Source organism: Pseudomonas sp. CAM1A (assembly GCF_047501685.1).
Taxonomy (GTDB): Bacteria; Pseudomonadota; Gammaproteobacteria; order Pseudomonadales; family Pseudomonadaceae; genus Aquipseudomonas.
Genome location: NZ_JBFNXP010000010.1, coordinates 168493 through 185349 on the forward strand (window position 1 = coordinate 168493; position 16857 = coordinate 185349).

Consider the following 16857-nt stretch of genomic DNA (forward strand, 5'->3'; position numbering starts at 1 on the left):
CTGCTGAATGGTTTCTCCCCTTAAGGATGCCCGATGCTGACCGCCCTGCTGTTCGATCTCGATGGGACTCTCACCGATACCGACACCCTGCACTTGCAAGCCTTCCGCCAACTGCTGCACGACCACGATGGCCGCGAGCTGACCCAGGAGCAGTTCAACACCCAGGTCAGCGGCCGCTCCAACGGCCTGCTGTTCGCCGAGCTGTTCCCCCAGGCGGATGCCGCCCACCGCCAGGCCTTGGCTGAGCGCAAGGAAGCGTTGTTCCGCGAACTGTCGCCAACCCTGACACCGATGCCCGGCCTGCTGCGCCTGCTGGCACATGCCGAGCAGCACGGCATCGGCATGTGCGTGGTGACCAACGCGCCGCGGCTGAACGCCGAGCACATGCTCGGCGCCATGGGCCTTGGCGAGCGTTTCGCCCATGTCCTGGTCGCCGATGAGCTGGCACGGCCCAAGCCCGATCCCCTTCCCTACCTCACCGGGCTGCAGTGCCTGCAGGCCCAGGCCGGCCAGGCGCTGGCCTTCGAGGACTCGCTGCCTGGCGTCAAGGCAGCTGTCGATGCAGGCATCTTTACCGTGGGCCTGGCCACTACCCAGCCGGCCGAACGACTGCTGGAAGCCGGAGCACGGTTGGTGATCGAGGACTATGACGATCCACGGTTGTGGGACATCATCGCGCGGATGCAAGCCACGGCCTGAACGATGGTGCTTCTGGCATTGCGCATTAGGCCGAGTTGAGTCCTGCAAGCGTTCGAGCCGTTGCCGTTGCCGTTGCCGTTGCCGTTGCCGTTGCCGTTGCCGATCAAGAGGCTAGCGCCAGAGCCTGCGAGCGGCAGCTGCGCCAGCCCAGGCGCCGCCCGTAACTTCGCGACTTCAGGAGGCCGAACGCAGGTCTTGCGGAGGGAGGTGACGGGCATGGATGCCCGTCAAGCGCTGCGCCCCAGGATGGGGCGTTCAGCGCGGTCCTCCCGGGAGCAAGGCCGGAGTGAGGGGTCGCCTGAACTATCGCGCGCTTAGAAGCAAAAGCAGAGCGAGAGCGAGAGCGAGAGCGAGAGCGAATAGTGGATCAACCATTCGTCGATAACGGATAAAACCTGTCGAATTACCTAAAGGCCATCCGACTACGGGATGAACCCCCAAGCGTGGAGTCACGCCCATGAGCCATCCCACTCCCAAACACACCGTGGCAACCCGCAGCCAGTGGCTCGCCGCCCGGCACCAGCTCTGGCTGCACGAGAAAGCCTTCACCCATCAACGCGACGAGCTTGCCGCCGCCCGCCGCGCCCTGCCCTGGGTAGCGGTGGAGCAGGACTACCGTTTTCAGGGCCCGGACGGCGAACTGGGCCTGAGTGAGCTGTTCGCCGGGCGCAGCCAGTTGCTGGTCTATCACTTCATGTTCGCCGACGGCTGGAACGAAGGCTGCCCGGGCTGCTCGTTCCTGGCCGACCACTTCGACGGCGCCAACCTGCACCTGGCCCACCACGATGTTTCCCTGGTGGCGGTTTCGCGGGCGCCCTATGCCGAGTTCCAGGCGTTCCGCAAGCGCATGGGCTGGCACTTCCCATGGTTTTCCTCGCACGGCAGCCGCTTCAACCAGGATTTCGGCGTCACGGTCGCCACCGATGGCAGCGCCCAGTACAACTATGAACCCTACACCGGCGACGAAACGGAGCTGCCCGGGCTCAGCGCGTTCTACCGCGATAGCGACGGCAGCCTGTACCACACCTACTCCACCTATGCCCGCGGGCTGGACATCCTGGTCAACGCGTACAACTTCCTCGACCTGGCGCCCCTCGGGCGCAACGAGGACGGGACGATGGACTGGGTGCGGCATCATGATCGCTATGAGAATGCGAGTGACAAGCCGCATTGCTGCAAGGATTGAGTTTCCGGCGGGATCAGATCGCCTGCACCGCCAGCAACTCCGTCAACACCTCGGCCAGTGCCTTGACCATCACATCCGCCGTGGGCCGGTGCACGATGACGATCTCGTAGCTGTCCACCTCCGGCAGCCCCTGCTCGATGCCCAGCACCCGGTGCTCGAGCAGCGCCGCCCGCGGCGGCAGCAGGCTGATGCCCATGCCGTCGGCCACCGCCGCCTGGATACCGCTGAGGCTCGAGCTGGTGAAGCTGATGCGCCAGCGCCGGCCCATGCCTTCGATCGCGCTGATCATGTCATCGCGGTACAGCCCGCGTGGCGGAAAGGTCACCAGGGGAATCGGGTCGAGATCGAAGGACGGCATGCGCGCGCTGTCGATCCATTGCAGGCGCTCCGGCCAGCAGGCCACGCCCTCGCGGCTGTTGCGCCGCTGCTTGAGCAGCACCAGGTCGAGCTCGCCGTTGTCATAGGCCTGGCTGAGATCGCGGCATAGCCCGCTGGTGACTTCCAGCTTGACCTGGGGGTGCTGCCGGCTGAACGCGGACAGCGCATTGGTGGTGCGCCCGCCGACGAAATCCTCCGGCACGCCCAGGCGCACGGTTACCCCGACCATGGCCCCGGCCAACGCCTCGAGCATCTGGTCGTTGAGGGCCAGCATGTGCCGGGCATAACCGAGCAGGGTCTGCCCGGCATCGGTGGGCAGCACATCGCGGTTGCCGCGCACCAGCAGGCGATGGCCGACCATGTCCTCGAGGCGGCGGACCTTCTGGCTGATGGTCGACTGCGTGGAATGCAGGCGCGCCGCGGCGGTGGTGAAACTGCCGCAGTCAGCCACCACGACGATGGCGCGCAGCAGGTCGAGGTCGAACAGGGCCCTATTTGGTTTTACGCTGGCAGACATCTTGATATTCGACTTCTGAATGACAAGCCTGACTTCTATCACGGGCACCGATACCCGGCAACATGCGCAAATACACTGGGATCCATCCAGATTATTCACTTCTGCTACAAACACAGGCCCACTAGTGTGAGCCCTTGTCATATCAGGAGCCGACCACCATGCGCCTGCCGTTCACCGCCGTGCTGCTGACCCTGTTCACCAGCCTTGCCAGCCATGCCGAGACCCCCGCCATGAACACTGCGTTGCTTGATGCCGCCCGCCGCGGCGATGCCCCTGCCGTGCGCCAACTGCTCGACCGCGGCGTGCAGGCCGATACCCGCAACGACCAAGGCCAGACTGCATTGCTGGTGGCCACCCACGCCAACGAAGTGGAGACCGCCAAGGTGCTGATCGAGGCCGGCGCCGACGTCAACGCCAAGGACAACATCAACGACAGCCCCTACCTGTACGCGGGCGCACGGGGGCTGGACGACATCCTGCGCCTGACCCTGGCCCATGGCGCCGACCTGAAGAGCACCAACCGCTACGGTGGTACCGCGCTGATCCCGGCCGCCGAACGCGGGCATGTGAGCACCGTGCAGTTGTTGATCGCGGCCGGTGTCGATGTGGACCACCTCAACCGCCTGCACTGGACCGCGCTGCTCGAGGCGGTGATCCTCGGCGATGGCGGCCCGCGGCATGTGGAAATCGTGCGCCAGTTGCTGGCGGCCGGGGCGGACCCGCTAATTGCCGACAAGGACGGCGTGACCGCGCTGGAGCACGCGCGCCAACGCGGTTATCGCGAGATGGTTGCGCTGCTGGAAAACTCCCGGCGTCGCTGACCCGACGGTTACTCCACAGCCTCGAACGGCAGCCCCACATAGTTCTCGGCGATATTGACCAGCCCCGCCGCCGACCCCAGGTAGTACTCGCGATCGGCCGCCTGCATCTTGCGGTCCCAGTCATCCTGGTGCTCGCCGAAGTCATGCAAAAGCTGGGTCATGAACCAACTGAAGCGCTCGCCCTTCCACACCCGGCGCAACGCCATGGGCGAATACTGCGCCAGCAGGTCGGTGCGCCCCTCGCGGTAGACCTTGACCAGGATCCGGTACAGGTAGTTGACGTCCGAGGCTGCCAGGTTCAGGCCCTTGGCGCCGGTGGGCGGCACGATGTGGGCGGCGTCGCCGACCAGGAACAGACGGCCATGCTGCATCGGCTCGACCACCAGGCTGCGCAGCGGCGCGATGCTTTTCTCCAGCGCAGGCCCGGTCACCAGTTGCTCGGCCACCGCTTGCGGCAGGCGCGCCTTGAGCTCGGTCCAGAAGCGCTCGTCGGACCAGTCCTCCACCCGCTCTTGCAGCGGCACCTGCAGGTAGTAGCGGCTGCGCGTCTGCGAGCGCTGGCTGCACAGCACGAAACCACGCTCGTGATGGGCGTAGATCAGCTCATGGTTGACCGGCAGGGTATCGGCCAGCAGTCCCAGCCAGCCGAACGGATAGACCCGCTCGTACACCTTCAGCACGCTGGCCGGGATACTTTGCCTGGCCACGCCATGGAAGCCATCGCAGCCGGCGATGTAATCGCACTCCACCCGGTGCTGGCGACCGTCCTTGTCGAACGTCAGGTACGGCCGCGGCCCCTCGATGTCATGGGGCTGGACATTGCTGGCCGCATAGATGATCGGCGCCCCACTCTGCTCGCGAGCCTGCATCAGGTCGCGGGTGACCTCGGTCTGGCCGTAGACCATCACCGTCTTGCCACCGGTCAGCGCCTTGAGGTCAAGACGCAGGCGTTGGCCACCGACCAGCAACTCGACCCCTTCATGGACCAACCCTTCACGATCCATGCGCTGGGCCACGCCGGCTTCGCGCAGCAACTCGACCGTGCCCTGTTCGAGCACGCCGGCACGGATGCGCCCCAGCACATAGTCCGGGGTCTGGCGCTCGACGATCAGCGTGTCGATGCCGGCGTTGTGCAGCAACTGGCCGAGCAGCAGGCCGGACGGGCCGGCGCCGATGATTGCAACCTGAGTCTTCATTGTTGTTGTCTCGCGATGACGATGCCGGCTGTGCACTGGCAATGGCCGCGCATCTGCTGTTAGGGTTTGCACCTGTATTTTTACTGCTGAAAAATGTGCAGAACGTGCGAAATCCGTTTTGAAAACTGCACTTTCTTGAAATTCGTTCGATTAACGGACAGGCCCGCCCCATGCACAGCCCCCTCCCCGGCATCCCATTGTTCCAGCTGTATGGCGAGCACCGTGCCTGGCCGGCTACCGACCTGCTGCACTGCGAGTCGATCCCGGCGCGCAGCCGTCTGCACCATTGGGAGATCAAGCCGCACCGGCACGCCGAACTGTTCCAGCTGCTCTATGTGCAGCGCGGCGAGGCGCAGGTGGAGATCGAGGGCGAACGCCGGGTGATTCGCGAGGCGGCGATCCAGGTGGTGCCGCCGCTGACTGTCCATGGCTTTCGCTTCAGCGCCGATATCCAGGGGCATGTGCTGACGTTCGGCACGGCGTTGGTGGTCGATCTGGAAAAGCGCCTCGGCGCGCCTCTGAGCGTGCTGGCGGCGGCGCGCTGCTACCCGCTGGGCAAAGACCGCGTGCGCCTGCACGGCCTGATCGACACGCTGCAGCAGGAGTACCAGGGCAGCGCCCCGGCCCGCGGCCCCATGCTGCAGGCACTGGTCACCGCGCTGATGGTGTGGATCAACCGCCAGCAAGCCGCCTTGCCAGCGCGCAGCCAGGACGAACGGGACCAGCAGTTGCTCGGCCGCTACCTGCGCCTGGTCGAGGCGCATTACCGCGAGCACCTTGCCGTCGACGATTTCGCCGCGCGCCTGGGCATCAGCAGCCTGCAGTTGAACCAGCTGTGCCGGGCGCTGGCCGGGCAATCGGCGCTGCAGGTGATCCACCAGCGCCTGCTGCTCGAAGCGCGGCGCAATCTGGCCTATACGCGCATGAGCATCGGCCAGTTGTCCGACAGCCTGGGGTTCAGCGATCCGACCTACTTTGCCCGGTTCTTCAAACGGCTCGAGGGGCAGACGCCCAAGACATACCGCAAGTCCGTGAATGCCTGAGCGGACTGCAAGCGCAGCCCTTGCTTGACGTATACGTCAACCTGGCATTAGGTTACTCGTATTCCCTCCCCCGAGCGCCAGCATGAGCAGCCAGACCTACAGCATTTCCGACCTGTCCCGCGAACTGGACATCACCACCCGCGCCATCCGCTTCTATGAGGAGCAGGGTCTGCTCAGCCCTGAACGACGCGGCCTGGAACGCATCTACTCGGCCCGCGACAAGGTCACGCTCAAACTGATCCTGCGCGGCAAGCGCATCGGTTTCTCGCTGGCCGAATGCCGTGAACTGATCGAACTCTACGACCCCTCCGGCGGCAACCAGAAACAGCTCACCAGCATGCTGGCGAAGATCGCCGAACGCCGCGCCCAGCTCGAACAGCAGATGCTCGATATCCAGCAGATGCACCTGGAGCTGGACACCGCCCAGGAGCGTTGCGAGCAGGCCCTGGCCGCCACCCTGAACCCGCCGCACACCCACCGTTGATCCGCCACAGGAAGCCCGCCATGTTATTGCCCAAGAATGTCCGCCTGGTCGAAGTCGGCCCGCGCGACGGCCTGCAGAACGAAGCCCAGCCCATCAGCGTCGCCGCCAAGGTGCGGCTGGTGGACGACCTCACCGACGCCGGGCTCGCCTACATAGAAGTGGGCAGCTTCGTCTCGCCCAAATGGGTCCCGCAAATGGCCGGCTCCGGCGAAGTGTTCGCCGGCATCCGTCAGCGCGAGGGCGTTACCTATGCGGCGCTGGCGCCCAACCTGCGCGGTTTCGAGGATGCCCTGGCCGCCGGGGTGAAGGAAGTGGCGGTGTTCGCGGCGGCGTCCGAAGCGTTTTCCCAGCGCAACATCAATTGCTCGATCAGTGACAGCCTCAAGCGTTTCGAGCCGATCATGGAGGCTGCCCGCAGCCAGGGTGTGCGGGTGCGCGGCTATGTCTCCTGCGTGCTCGGCTGCCCTTACGAGGGACGCATCAGCGCCGAGCAGGTGGCGCCGGTGGCCAAGGCCCTGCATGACATGGGCTGCTATGAAGTGTCGCTGGGCGACACCATCGGCACCGGCACCGCCGGTGACACTCGCCGCCTGTTCGAGGTGGTCTCGGCCCAGGTGCCCCGCGCGCAGCTGGCCGGGCACTTCCACGACACCTATGGCCAGGCGCTGGCCAACGTCTATGCCAGCCTGCTCGAGGGCATCAGCGTGTTCGACAGCTCGGTGGCCGGCCTGGGCGGCTGCCCCTACGCCAAGGGCGCCACCGGTAACGTCGCCAGCGAGGATGTGGTGTACCTGCTGCAAGGGCTGGGCATCGAAACCGGCATCGACCTGGACCGCCTGATCGCCGCGGGGCTGCGCATCAGCGAAGTGCTCGGGCGCGCCACTGGTTCGCGGGTGGCGAAGGCCCGCGGCGTTCGCTGAGTCACACGGTTGTCACACAGGTGTGGGTGGAGTGTTACCGCCTACACGCTGTGCAGAAGAAAATCGGGTAACAGGGAAACAATTCGACAGAATTTCACGTGCCCGCCCAGCCTGCAAAAACACCAAGTCGTTGATTTTAAAGGGTTTGCAAAAGTTGGCACGCCACCTGCTATATCTTTAGGCATAACAAGAACAAAAAACGCGCTACCCAATAAAAACAACAGTAAACGGCTCTGACATAACAAGAACAACACGGCAGAGGCGTAGCAAGCAGATTTTTTTGGAGTCGACGTGCATTCCAGGGGTTTTGGCCCCGCAACCTGGCAAGAACAATAAAACTACCTCCGAGGTAGCGGCAGTCAAGGTTGGATCACGTTGGATGAACGCAGGTCAGCGCTCAAAAAAATACGTTTGCTCTTGGCCCCGGTTGGGGGCCCCGCAGTGCAGAGACAACAGCCGACAAAAACAACAACAGGCCAGTCTCGAATAATAAGAAAAGAGCAGGCAACAACGCTTATGAGGGGAGCTTCGGCTCCCCTCAGTGCTTCCCGCCCTCCTCCTCCTCACGCTTGTCCTCATGCTCGCCTTCGACCTTTTCCACCAGCAACGGCATGCTCGCCAGCACCAGCAGCGCCAGCACCGTGCTGACCAGCGCCGTGGCCTCGCGCCCCATGCCGGCGGCCGTGCCGATGGCGGCGGTCATCCATAACCCGGCGGCGGTGGTCAGGCCCTTGACGTGACTGGTGTCGCGGCCATTGCCCTTGAGAATCGTGCCCGCGCCGAGAAAACCGATCCCGGCGACGATGCCCTGGATCACCCGGCTCAACGCCTGCGCATCCGCCCCGGCCATGCTCGGCGCCAGGACGAACAAGGCTGCGCCCATGGACACCAGCATGTGCGTGCGCACGCCGGCCGACTTGCCCTTGCTCTCGCGCTCGAAACCCAGCACCGCCCCCAGCAAGGCCGCCATCAGCAGGCGGATGAGGATCCGGGACACCTCGCGCGCGTCGGCGACATCGGCGAATTCGCTCTGCAACGCCGCTAAAAAGGCTTGCCAGAATGCTTCCATCGGGTGCCTCCAGAGATCCCGCCGAACAGCTCTCAAGGAGTGTAGGTGGATTGCTCTGGTGTGAAACCCTGCAACTGCACCAACCAGTACGCCACATCCAGTTCATCGATCTGCTCGGGGCGCAGGAAGCGCTCGGCGTATTGCTGGTACACCCCGCTACTCAGGAACAAGCGCAGCAACTGCCCGTCGACATGCTTGTCCCGCGCCATGAACACCAGGATCTTCACCGACTCGGACAAGGTCTTCGGCGCCTTGTAGGGCCGGTCCGCCGCGGTCAGCGCCTCGAAGATGTCGGCGATCGCCATCACCCGCTCGGGGATGCTCAACGCCTCCTGGCCGAGCCTGCGTGGGTAGCCGCTGCCGTCCATCTTCTCGTGATGGTTGCCGGCGATTGACGGCACGCGCCGGAGCTGGCGCGGGAACGGCAGCGCGCTGAGCATGATGATGGTCTGCACGATGTGCTCATTGATCTTGAAGCGCTCTTCATCGTTGAGCGTGCCGCGGCGGATCGACAGGTTGTACAGCTCGCCGTGGTTGCTGGCATGGGCCGGCAGGCGCATGTCGAAACCCCAGTGGTTGCGCGGGTCGTCCTTGGCCACCGGCGGCGTGCGATCACCCCAGGGCACCCGGTGCTCATCACGGTCGGCAAGCAGGGGCTCGTCCACCGGCAAGTTTGCCGCCGCGGTGTCGGTGAACCGCGCCGCCTCGTCGCGGGAGATGCCCAGGCGGTTGTCGAAGTGCCGTCGCCAGCGGCGCTGGCCGATAGTGCGCAGGCGCTCGATATCGGCCTCCTGCATGAACTCGCCACCGATGTTGGCGTTGGCGACGAAGGCGAACTCCTCCTGCAAGGTTGCCCGGCTTGCCTCCAGCGTGCGCCGCAGCGCCGGCTCATCATCGCCGTTGGCCACGCCTTGCCAGTAGGCGACCTCGGCATCGCGCCAGAGCACCTCGAAGCGCATGCGCACCTCGTGGATGCGGTTGTACAAGGTCTCGAGCTTGGTCGCCTTGTCCACCACGTATTCGGGGCTGGTGATCTTGCCGCAGTCGTGCAGCCAGGCGGCCACGCGGAATTCGTAGCGCTCGGCCTCGCTCATGCTGAAGTCGGCATAGGGGCCGCTGTCAGCCTGCACGGCCTGGTCCAGGAGCATCTGCGCCAGCTGCGGCACCCGTTCGCAATGGCCGCCGGTATAGGGGCTCTTGGCGTCGATGGCGTCGGCCAGCAACTTGATCATGCCGTCCAGCAGGCGTTGCTGGGCCTCGACCAGTTGGCGGGTCTCGATGGCCACGGCGGCGGCACCGGACAGTTCCTCGACGAAGCGTTGGAACGGCTGGCCCACGGTTGCGTCCGCATCTGCGAGTTGCAGCACCAGGATGCCGAGCAGCGCCTGGCCGCGGTCATTGAGCACCACCGCCAGGCTGCGCCCTTGCCATGCGAGGGCCTGGGTCACCGCGCTGGCCAGGTCTTGCCGCTCGCCTTCAGGCACCGTCAGTTCCTGGGGGTAGTCATGGCCACGACTGGCGGCGGCCAGGCGCAACCGGGTGTTGTCGTCGTACAGATACACCGCACCGGCACTCACGCCCGCTGCCGCCACCAGGTGATTGAGCACGCCGTCGAGCATGCCTTCGAGTTGGGTCTCGCGGCTCAACGTAAGGGTGATCGCCTGGAAGTTGCGGATGGTGCCGGACATGCGGCTCAGCACCCGGCTCAGCTCACGCACTTCGGAGACCCGCGAGACAACGCCCACCTCACGGCTGAAATCGAAACTGGCCAGGCCCTGCACCTGCTCGGTCAGCCGGCGCAACGGGCGGCCGATGCGCCGGCCCAGCAGCCCGCCGAGCAACAGCAACACGGCGGCCAGTGCCACCGCCCAGAGCAGTTGTTCGAACAGCACCTTGCGCGCGCCGGCCAGCAGTTCGTGGGCTGGCACGGCGATCAGCACCTGCAGGTGCTGTCCGGTCATGGAGGTCAGCGGCACGCGCATGCCGTACCAGGTCTGCCCCTCGACCTGGTAAGGCTGCGGGCTCGCGCCCTGGGGCATGTCGGCGTAGATATGCGCAAGGCTGCCGATGCCCAGCTCGCCAATGCGCGACAGGCGCACGCTCTCACCCTCGCGCACGACCACCCGCTGCAGGTCGGGATAGGCCACCACGTTACCCTGGTCGTCGACCACGGCGATCTCGGTGCCGGCGGTGATGCGCAGGTCACGGCTCTCGCTGGCCAGGTCGTTGACCGAGACATCCATGCCGATCACCGCCGTGCCCTCGGCGCTGCGCTGGGCCATGGTCAGGCCGATCTCGCGGGTGGTAAAAAACACGTAGGGGCGAGTGAGTACGGTCTCGGGCTGCGCGCTGGCTTCGATGAACCAGGGGCGTTGGCGTGGATCGTAGTGGTAGTCGGGCTTGCTCTGGCGCTGCAAGAGGGTCAATGCCGGGTCATAGAAGCGCCACTCGCCCTGCATCGCGCCATCGGCGCCCTGGGTGACGGTCTGCACCAGGAACGCCGTGTCCGCCGGTGCCGCGAAGCGCTGCAACAGTTGCGGGTCGCGCAAGCGGCGGACCAGCAGGAACTCACCATTGGGGTAACCGACGTAGGCGGCGCTGAGCATGCGGTTGGCACGCAGGCTCTCGACCAGTTGCGGCAGTTGCTCGAGGCGCTCGGCCAACGTGCTTGACGCCGGGCTGAAGGCCAGCAGGCGAATGCTGCTCTGCACCGGGTCGACCAGGCGCCGGGCGCGCTCGTCGATGGTCCGGCCAACCTGCTGGGCGGCATCGCCGGCGGCGGCCACCAGGGCCTGGCGCACGCCCAGGTAGCCTTGCCAGGCCAGGGCCGCGCCCAGCGCCAGCATGCCCAGCATGATCGCCAATGCCACCAGCCATTGCAGGGAAATGCTCCGGCCACGGTTGTTCATGGCCGCCTACCTTGCGCAGACGCCCGTCCAGCCCTCTGCCCCCTCAACGCGCAGCCCATCCCAGGTACTCCCCGTGTGGCGATTCCCACAGTGTAATCAGCCCATGCGAACGTGCCGGCCCGAGATATCCGCTGGCAGCGAGACAGTCCGATAGTGGCACGACGCCATATAAGACTGCATGCACTTTTTCGAAGCGCTTGCAGGACGCGGTTTGACCAAGCAATCCATCGTATACAAAACAAGCGAATTCTGTTTACACTGCCTCGCGCCTACGACAACGGTCATCGCCGTTGCGTATTGCGACAGGCTCAAGCCATGCGACATCCACTGCCGCCCGCCTTCACCGGGCATCCTTCCCGAATGCCGCTTGCCGCATTCGCCCTGTCACCGTCTGTCCACCTGCCCGATGCGCCCGCCATGGCGCAGCCTTCGCACGTGCGCGGTGAACCGTTCGCCCCTGTCATCGACGCCCGGCCACGCCGCGGCGCCTGACGGCCCTGGTGCGCCCGGCCCATGCACCAGGCGCCTCTCTACAATCAGAAAACACATCCCAAACGGGAGGGGACACACATGCCCAAGACCCTACTGGTCAAGAACGCCGAACTGCTGGTGACCATGGACGGCGAACGCCGCGAGATCAAACGCGGCGGCCTGTACATCGAAGACAACGTGATCCGCCAGGTCGGCCCCAGCGAAACGCTGCCGCAAAACGCCGACGTGATCCTCGACATGACCGGCAAGGTGGTCATCCCGGGCCTGGTCAACACCCACCACCACATGTACCAGAGCCTTACCCGCGTGGTGCCGGCGGCCCAGGACGGCGAGCTGTTCAACTGGCTGACCAACCTCTATCCGATCTGGGCGCGGCTGACCCCGGAGATGATCGCGGTCTCGACCCAGACGGCCATGGCCGAACTGATCCTCTCGGGCTGCACCACCTCCAGCGACCACCTGTACATCTACCCCAACGGCTGCAAGCTCGACGACAGCATCCACGCCGCCGAGGAAATCGGCATGCGCTTCCACGCCGCCCGCGGCAGCATGAGCGTGGGCCGCAGCCAGGGCGGCCTGCCGCCTGACTCTGTGGTGGAAAAGGAAAGCGACATCCTCAAGGAATCCCAGCGCCTGATCGAGGACTACCACGACGCCAGCCATGGCTCGATGCGGCGCGTGGTGGTGGCGCCCTGCTCGCCGTTCTCGGTCAGCCGCGACCTGATGCGCGAGGCGGCGGTGCTGGCCCGCGAGTACGGTGTGTCGCTGCATACCCACCTGGCCGAGAACGTCAACGACATCGCCTACAGCCGCGAGAAGTTCGGCATGACCCCGGCCGAATACGCCGAGGACCTGGGCTGGGTCGGCCACGATGTCTGGCATGCCCACTGCGTGCAGCTGGACCAGCACGGCATCGAGCTGTTCGCCCGCACCGGCACCGGGGTCGCCCACTGCCCGTGCTCGAACATGCGCCTGGCCTCAGGCATCGCGCCGATCCGCAAGATGCGCGACCACGGCGTGCCGGTGGGGCTGGGGGTCGACGGGTCGGCATCCAACGACGGCGCCAGCATGATCGGTGAAGTACGCCAGGCCTTGCTGCTGCAACGGGTCGGTTTCGGCCCGGATGCGATGACCGCCCGCGAAGCGCTGGAAATCGCCACCCTGGGCGGCGCCAAGGTGCTCAACCGTGACGATATCGGTGCCCTGGCACCGGGCATGGTCGCCGACTTCGTCGCCTTCGACCTTGGCCATGTGGCCTATGCCGGCGCCCTGCACGACCCGCTGGCGGCGCTGGTGTTCTGCACCCCGACCCACGTCGACACCAGTGTGATCAACGGGCGTGTGGTGGTTCAGGACGGGCGCATCGCCACCGTCGACTTGCCGCGGGTACTGGAGCGGCACAACCAGCTGGCGCGGCAGCTGGTCAGCGGCGAGTAGCACAGCCGCTCCCGCGCCAAGCTTCGCGATCAGCTCGGGCCTGCTATGGAACAGCCATTTCCCTGAGCCGCCGCGCCAGTTCCAGGGCCACCCGCCCGCTGGCCGGCGTGGGCATCAGCTGGGTGAACGGGATATCGAGCATGCGGTTTTCGCGCACCGCCCGCAGGCTCGAAAGCACCGGGTCGCGGGTCAGCAGCTGACGCTTGCGGCTGGCCGGCGACCACAAGGCGTCGGCCAGCAGGATCACATCAGGGTCGCTGCTCAGCAATGCCTCGCGGTTGATCGTCACGCGGTACTGGTCGATCCCGGCAAGCACATTGCGCGCCCCGGCTGCGGCCAGCAACGGCGTGACGAACCCACGTCCGCCCTCGCTGTCCAGCCCCCGCACCTCGCTGTCGAGGTAGAACACCGACAGCGGCTTGCCGTTGGGTGCGATCGCCCTGGCCTGCGCCAGGTCGGTCTCCATCGCCTCGATCAATGCCTGCGCCCGCGCCTGCCTGCCCAACAGTTCGCCGAGCACAGTCAGGTCACGCCGGACATGGCCGTAGTAGTCCAGCGAGTGGCCGTTACAGGCCGACTCGAGCAGGTAGGTGGCAATCCCGTTGCCGGCCAGCCTGCTGCGCGAGGTGATCCCATCGCCAAAGGCCGTGGCGAATCCGCCGACTACCAAATCCGGCCTTTGCGCGTACAGCACCTCGCTGGCCGGATACTCGCGGGCGATCACCGGCACACCCTGGTAGCGGCCCTGCTTGTAGGCGGCGCCGTTGTCGTCCAGGTAGGCCACCCCGACCATCGACGGCCCCGCGCCGAGGGCGAGCAGCAGGTCGGCCGCATGCTGGTTGAGCGCGACGATGCGTGCAGGCGCCGCAGCGGGCCGTTGCCAGTCCTGCCCGCAGTTGCGAAAGCTGTCGGCCAGGGCCGGTGTGCCACAGCACAAGGCCAGCGACAGCAGCCAGGCTTTACGCATCGCACGCCCCTCCCTTGATCAACAGTCCTTCGGCGATCCTTCCGCCCTCTAGATGCGTTTCCACCAATTCCTCTACCTCCCGATCATCACGTACCCGATACCAGCAGCCGTCCGGGTGCACCGTCAACACGGGCCCCAGATTGCAGGGAAACTGGCAACCGGTGCGGGTCAGCAACACGCCGCCCGGGGTCTCGATCAGGTCACGCTCCAGCAACCGCCGACGCAGGCGTTTCCACAGCGGCAAGGCGCCGCGCCGCACGCAGCGTGGGCCGGTGCAGAGGAACACCTGGCGGGCATGCTCGGGCACCCGCGACCAGTCCGGGTCGCTGGCCACCGCATTGACCTGGTCGCACGCCAGGTGGCGGACAGGTTCGCCGATGCTGGCACAGGCTACTCGCGCATCCAGGCCGCGCCGTCCCAGGGCCTGGGCCGTGACCCAGACGCCGGCCCGAGCTTGCGCCAGGCGCCCCAGCTCATCGCGCAGCCAGTCAAGGTAGGCGCTGTCCGAGGTGGGTTCCAGATCCACCACCAGCAGGCGTTCCACGCCCTGGTCGAGGGCCTCGCGGATCACCGCCCAGAGCCCGTCGAACCCCTCCAGGGTGTCGATGATATCCCGGCCCGCCTCGCGGCCACGCAGGTCGCGAATCTCGGCGCCGAAAGCTTCGGCCGCCGAGCCGGCACCCAGGCCGGGGCCGACGAACAACACGCGCTGGTAGTCCATGCTCACGCCCCTCAGAAGGTGTAGGTGTAGCGCAGTTCGCTGGTGAACGGCCGCCCGAGGTTGTCGACGTTGCTCGCCCGACTGGTGACATAGTCACGGTCGAACAGGTTCTCCACCAGCAGGCTCAGCCGGTGCTGGCGGGCGCCGTCCAGGTAGCGGTAGGCATCGGCGTCGACCACCGAGTAATGGCCGTAGTCGACGCCTTTGGAGCTGACCACGTCGCGTATGTAGCGAATGGCGCCCCCGGCCCCCCACATGCGGTCCGCCGATTCGTAGCCGAGCCGCGAACGGGCGAAGAAACTCGGCACGTCGTTGATCGTTGCCCCGGTGCGCGACTCGGTGAGGTTGCGGGTCATGTCGGCCTGCAGGCTCCATTGGTCGTCGAGCTGGATACGCGCATCGGCCTCGAAACCACGCATCTGCACCTGCCCCTGGCCGTTGACCCATTGGCTGCCGTCCAGGGTGATCAAGTCGGTGATCTTGCGTCGGAACACGGTGACGCTGGCGTTGAATTCACGCCCCAGCGGCAGACCGTGGTAGTCCAGGCCAAGCTCGGCATTGCGGCTCTTCTCGGGTTTGAGGTCACGGTTGCCGATCTCGTCGCCGGGCTCGTTGACGAACAACTGCTCGGCGTTTGGCAACTTGTAGGCGCTGCCATACTGGCCGCGCAGTTGCCAGTTGTCGTTCAGGTCGTACAGCGAGGTGAGCATGCCGACGGTGGCGCTGTCGCCGCCGCTCATGGCCTCATGGCGCAGGCCGAGGCTAGGGTGCCAGTTGGGCAAGGCCTCGATCCTGGGTCGCAGTTGGGCGTACAACGCATTGGCCTGGGCCTTGTTGTCATCGATCACCAACACGTCGTCCTGGCCCTTGAACCACTGGTTGTCGGAACCGAACACCAGCACGTGGCCGCCGTCGAGCTCGGCCTTGCCCTCGGCCTGCACGCCCCAATCGGTGAAGCCCCAGTAGTCGTTGTGGTTGACCACGTCGCGGCTGCCGTCGGCGCGGTTGTTGATGCGGGTGTAGCGGGTGTCCCAGTCGTTGACGTGGCCCTTGACGAAGTAGCTCAGGCGCTCGCTGACGCGCTGTTCGAAGGTGGCCGTGGCGATCTGCTGCACGCGATCATTGGTGGTCTTGTAATTGTTCACCGGTCGGGCGAAATCGAGGTTGGCGTCGGTGTACTGGTAGAACAGCTCCAGCCGCGCATCGTCGCCAAAGGCCTGGATCGCCTTGCCGCCGAAGGTGGTCACCTCGTAGCCGCGTTTCTTGTCGCTGACGTTGCCGCTGTAGTCGCGGTTGCGAAACGGCTGGTAACCGTCGGAGACGTTGTGGCTGACATAGGTCAGCAGGCCCAGGTCGCCGAAGCCATTGCTGAAGATTCGCTCGACGCGGGCGTCCTTGCTGCTGCCGGCGAAGCTGTCCAGGCCCAGGTTGACCTCACCTGAAGCCTGACGGCGTTGCGGGCTACGGGTGACGATGTTGATCACCCCCGCCACGGCCTGGGTGCCAAACAACAGGCTCTGGCCGCCCTTGAGCACCTCGATGCGCTCCACCGCGTTGGCCGGCAGGGTGTCCAGGTACAGGCCGCCGTACAGGCGGTTGTTCAGGCGTACACCGTCGAGCAGGATCAATGTGTCGTCGTTGCGCCCGCCGAGCAGCGAGTAGCTGCCGTAGTCGAACGGTCCGTTCTTCGGCGCGACGTAGAAGCCGGGGATGAACATCTGCATCACCCGGGTGATGTCGGCGCCGGGGCCGGCGCGCTCGATCTGCTCGCGGCTGACGATCTCGACCTTGCTGCCGTACTGGGCCATGGCGGCGACCGTGGTCGACTCTACCGACGGCGCGGCAACGATCTGCTGGTCGAGGATCAGGGGGGTGTTTTCGGCCAGTGCCAGGGGACTGGCCAGACAGCCCAGGAACAGGGTCCGGGCCGTGGGGAAACAACGTTGGGAGTGAATCACAGCAATCATGCTCTTCTCGAAAGTGACTTTCGCAGAAGCACGCAGGAGCACGGATCGCGC

The 16857-nt window shown here is 65.7% G+C and carries 14 protein-coding genes; 7 read left to right on the plus strand and 7 right to left on the minus strand.

Translation table 11 applies throughout. The features are described from left to right. Positions 1-33 precede the first annotated feature (33 nt). Complete coding sequence (locus ABZO33_RS21715) at positions 34-699, plus strand: HAD family hydrolase (RefSeq protein ID WP_414537725.1); 666 nt, start codon at positions 34-36, stop codon at positions 697-699. Positions 700-1156: 457 nt separating this feature from the next. Further along, complete coding sequence (locus ABZO33_RS21720) at positions 1157-1885, plus strand: DUF899 domain-containing protein (RefSeq protein WP_414537726.1); 729 nt, start codon at positions 1157-1159, stop codon at positions 1883-1885. A gap of 13 nt (positions 1886-1898) precedes the next feature. On the opposite strand, the gene ABZO33_RS21725 is transcribed toward ABZO33_RS21720, so the two are convergent. Then, complete coding sequence (locus ABZO33_RS21725) at positions 1899-2780, minus strand: LysR substrate-binding domain-containing protein (protein WP_023631572.1); 882 nt, start codon at positions 2778-2780, stop codon at positions 1899-1901. Positions 2781-2938: 158 nt separating this feature from the next. On the opposite strand from ABZO33_RS21725, the gene ABZO33_RS21730 reads away from it, so the two are divergent. Then, entirely contained in the window at positions 2939-3601 is a 663-nt protein-coding gene (locus ABZO33_RS21730; protein ID WP_414537727.1) for an ankyrin repeat domain-containing protein, read from the plus strand. Positions 3602-3609: 8 nt separating this feature from the next. On the opposite strand, the gene pobA is transcribed toward ABZO33_RS21730, so the two are convergent. Further along, the gene (gene pobA, locus ABZO33_RS21735; protein WP_414537728.1) at positions 3610-4797 is read right to left on the minus strand and encodes a 4-hydroxybenzoate 3-monooxygenase; all 1188 of its coding nucleotides are present in this window, start codon (positions 4795-4797) and stop codon (positions 3610-3612) included. Between the two features lie 170 nt (positions 4798-4967). Between pobA and ABZO33_RS21740 the strand changes: the two genes are divergently transcribed. The 3 genes from ABZO33_RS21740 to ABZO33_RS21750 all read left to right on the plus strand — a co-directional run bounded on the left by ABZO33_RS21740 (position 4968) and on the right by ABZO33_RS21750 (position 7244). Next, positions 4968-5840 (plus strand): helix-turn-helix domain-containing protein, encoded by an 873-nt coding sequence (locus ABZO33_RS21740; RefSeq protein ID WP_414537729.1) that lies wholly within the window; start codon positions 4968-4970, stop codon positions 5838-5840. An 82-nt stretch (positions 5841-5922) separates the two neighbouring features. Beyond that, on the plus strand, positions 5923-6324 hold the full coding sequence (locus tag ABZO33_RS21745; protein WP_023631568.1) for a MerR family transcriptional regulator: 402 nt from the start codon (positions 5923-5925) through the stop codon (positions 6322-6324). Between the two features lie 20 nt (positions 6325-6344). Beyond that, the gene (locus ABZO33_RS21750; RefSeq protein WP_414537730.1) at positions 6345-7244 is read left to right on the plus strand and encodes a hydroxymethylglutaryl-CoA lyase; all 900 of its coding nucleotides are present in this window, start codon (positions 6345-6347) and stop codon (positions 7242-7244) included. Between the two features lie 538 nt (positions 7245-7782). Here the strand turns inward: ABZO33_RS21750 and ABZO33_RS21755 are convergent. Both ABZO33_RS21755 and ABZO33_RS21760 read right to left on the minus strand, forming a co-directional pair. Beyond that, a complete protein-coding gene (locus ABZO33_RS21755) occupies positions 7783-8313 on the minus strand; it encodes an MgtC/SapB family protein (RefSeq protein WP_414537731.1) in 531 nt (176 codons plus the stop codon). A gap of 32 nt (positions 8314-8345) precedes the next feature. Then, positions 8346-11222 (minus strand): HD domain-containing phosphohydrolase, encoded by a 2877-nt coding sequence (locus ABZO33_RS21760; RefSeq protein ID WP_414537732.1) that lies wholly within the window; start codon positions 11220-11222, stop codon positions 8346-8348. Positions 11223-11792: 570 nt separating this feature from the next. Here ABZO33_RS21760 and ABZO33_RS21765 point away from each other — a divergent pair. Beyond that, a complete protein-coding gene (locus ABZO33_RS21765; protein ID WP_102684998.1) occupies positions 11793-13151 on the plus strand; it encodes an 8-oxoguanine deaminase in 1359 nt (452 codons plus the stop codon). Positions 13152-13194: 43 nt separating this feature from the next. Here ABZO33_RS21765 and ABZO33_RS21770 read toward each other — a convergent pair whose 3' ends face one another. The 3 genes from ABZO33_RS21770 to ABZO33_RS21780 are packed head-to-tail and all read right to left on the minus strand — an operon-like array spanning position 13195 to position 16806. Further along, complete coding sequence (locus tag ABZO33_RS21770) at positions 13195-14118, minus strand: ABC transporter substrate-binding protein (protein ID WP_414537733.1); 924 nt, start codon at positions 14116-14118, stop codon at positions 13195-13197. After that, positions 14111-14839: a (2Fe-2S) ferredoxin domain-containing protein gene (locus ABZO33_RS21775; protein ID WP_414537734.1), complete on the minus strand. Its 729-nt coding sequence runs from the start codon at positions 14837-14839 to the stop codon at positions 14111-14113. The genes ABZO33_RS21770 and ABZO33_RS21775 overlap by 8 nt, the downstream gene beginning before the upstream one ends. Positions 14840-14850: 11 nt before the next feature. Further along, the gene (locus tag ABZO33_RS21780) at positions 14851-16806 is read right to left on the minus strand and encodes a TonB-dependent receptor plug domain-containing protein (protein WP_414537735.1); all 1956 of its coding nucleotides are present in this window, start codon (positions 16804-16806) and stop codon (positions 14851-14853) included. Between the last annotated feature and the right edge of the window lie 51 nt (positions 16807-16857).

Excerpts from the sequence above, each read along its gene's own strand:
- ABZO33_RS21715 (WP_414537725.1), top strand. The coding sequence starts at position 34 with ATGCTGACCGCCCTGCTGTTCGATCTCGATGGGACTCTCACCGATACC.
- ABZO33_RS21720 (WP_414537726.1), top strand. The coding sequence starts at position 1,157 with ATGAGCCATCCCACTCCCAAACACACCGTGGCAACCCGCAGCCAGTGG.
- ABZO33_RS21725 (WP_023631572.1), bottom strand. The coding sequence starts at position 2,780 with ATGTCTGCCAGCGTAAAACCAAATAGGGCCCTGTTCGACCTCGACCTG.
- ABZO33_RS21730 (WP_414537727.1), top strand. The coding sequence starts at position 2,939 with ATGCGCCTGCCGTTCACCGCCGTGCTGCTGACCCTGTTCACCAGCCTT.
- pobA (WP_414537728.1), bottom strand. The coding sequence starts at position 4,797 with ATGAAGACTCAGGTTGCAATCATCGGCGCCGGCCCGTCCGGCCTGCTG.
- ABZO33_RS21740 (WP_414537729.1), top strand. The coding sequence starts at position 4,968 with ATGCACAGCCCCCTCCCCGGCATCCCATTGTTCCAGCTGTATGGCGAG.
- ABZO33_RS21745 (WP_023631568.1), top strand. The coding sequence starts at position 5,923 with ATGAGCAGCCAGACCTACAGCATTTCCGACCTGTCCCGCGAACTGGAC.
- ABZO33_RS21750 (WP_414537730.1), top strand. The coding sequence starts at position 6,345 with ATGTTATTGCCCAAGAATGTCCGCCTGGTCGAAGTCGGCCCGCGCGAC.
- ABZO33_RS21755 (WP_414537731.1), bottom strand. The coding sequence starts at position 8,313 with ATGGAAGCATTCTGGCAAGCCTTTTTAGCGGCGTTGCAGAGCGAATTC.
- ABZO33_RS21760 (WP_414537732.1), bottom strand. The coding sequence starts at position 11,222 with ATGAACAACCGTGGCCGGAGCATTTCCCTGCAATGGCTGGTGGCATTG.
- ABZO33_RS21765 (WP_102684998.1), top strand. The coding sequence starts at position 11,793 with ATGCCCAAGACCCTACTGGTCAAGAACGCCGAACTGCTGGTGACCATG.
- ABZO33_RS21770 (WP_414537733.1), bottom strand. The coding sequence starts at position 14,118 with ATGCGTAAAGCCTGGCTGCTGTCGCTGGCCTTGTGCTGTGGCACACCG.
- ABZO33_RS21775 (WP_414537734.1), bottom strand. The coding sequence starts at position 14,839 with ATGGACTACCAGCGCGTGTTGTTCGTCGGCCCCGGCCTGGGTGCCGGC.
- ABZO33_RS21780 (WP_414537735.1), bottom strand. The coding sequence starts at position 16,806 with ATGATTGCTGTGATTCACTCCCAACGTTGTTTCCCCACGGCCCGGACC.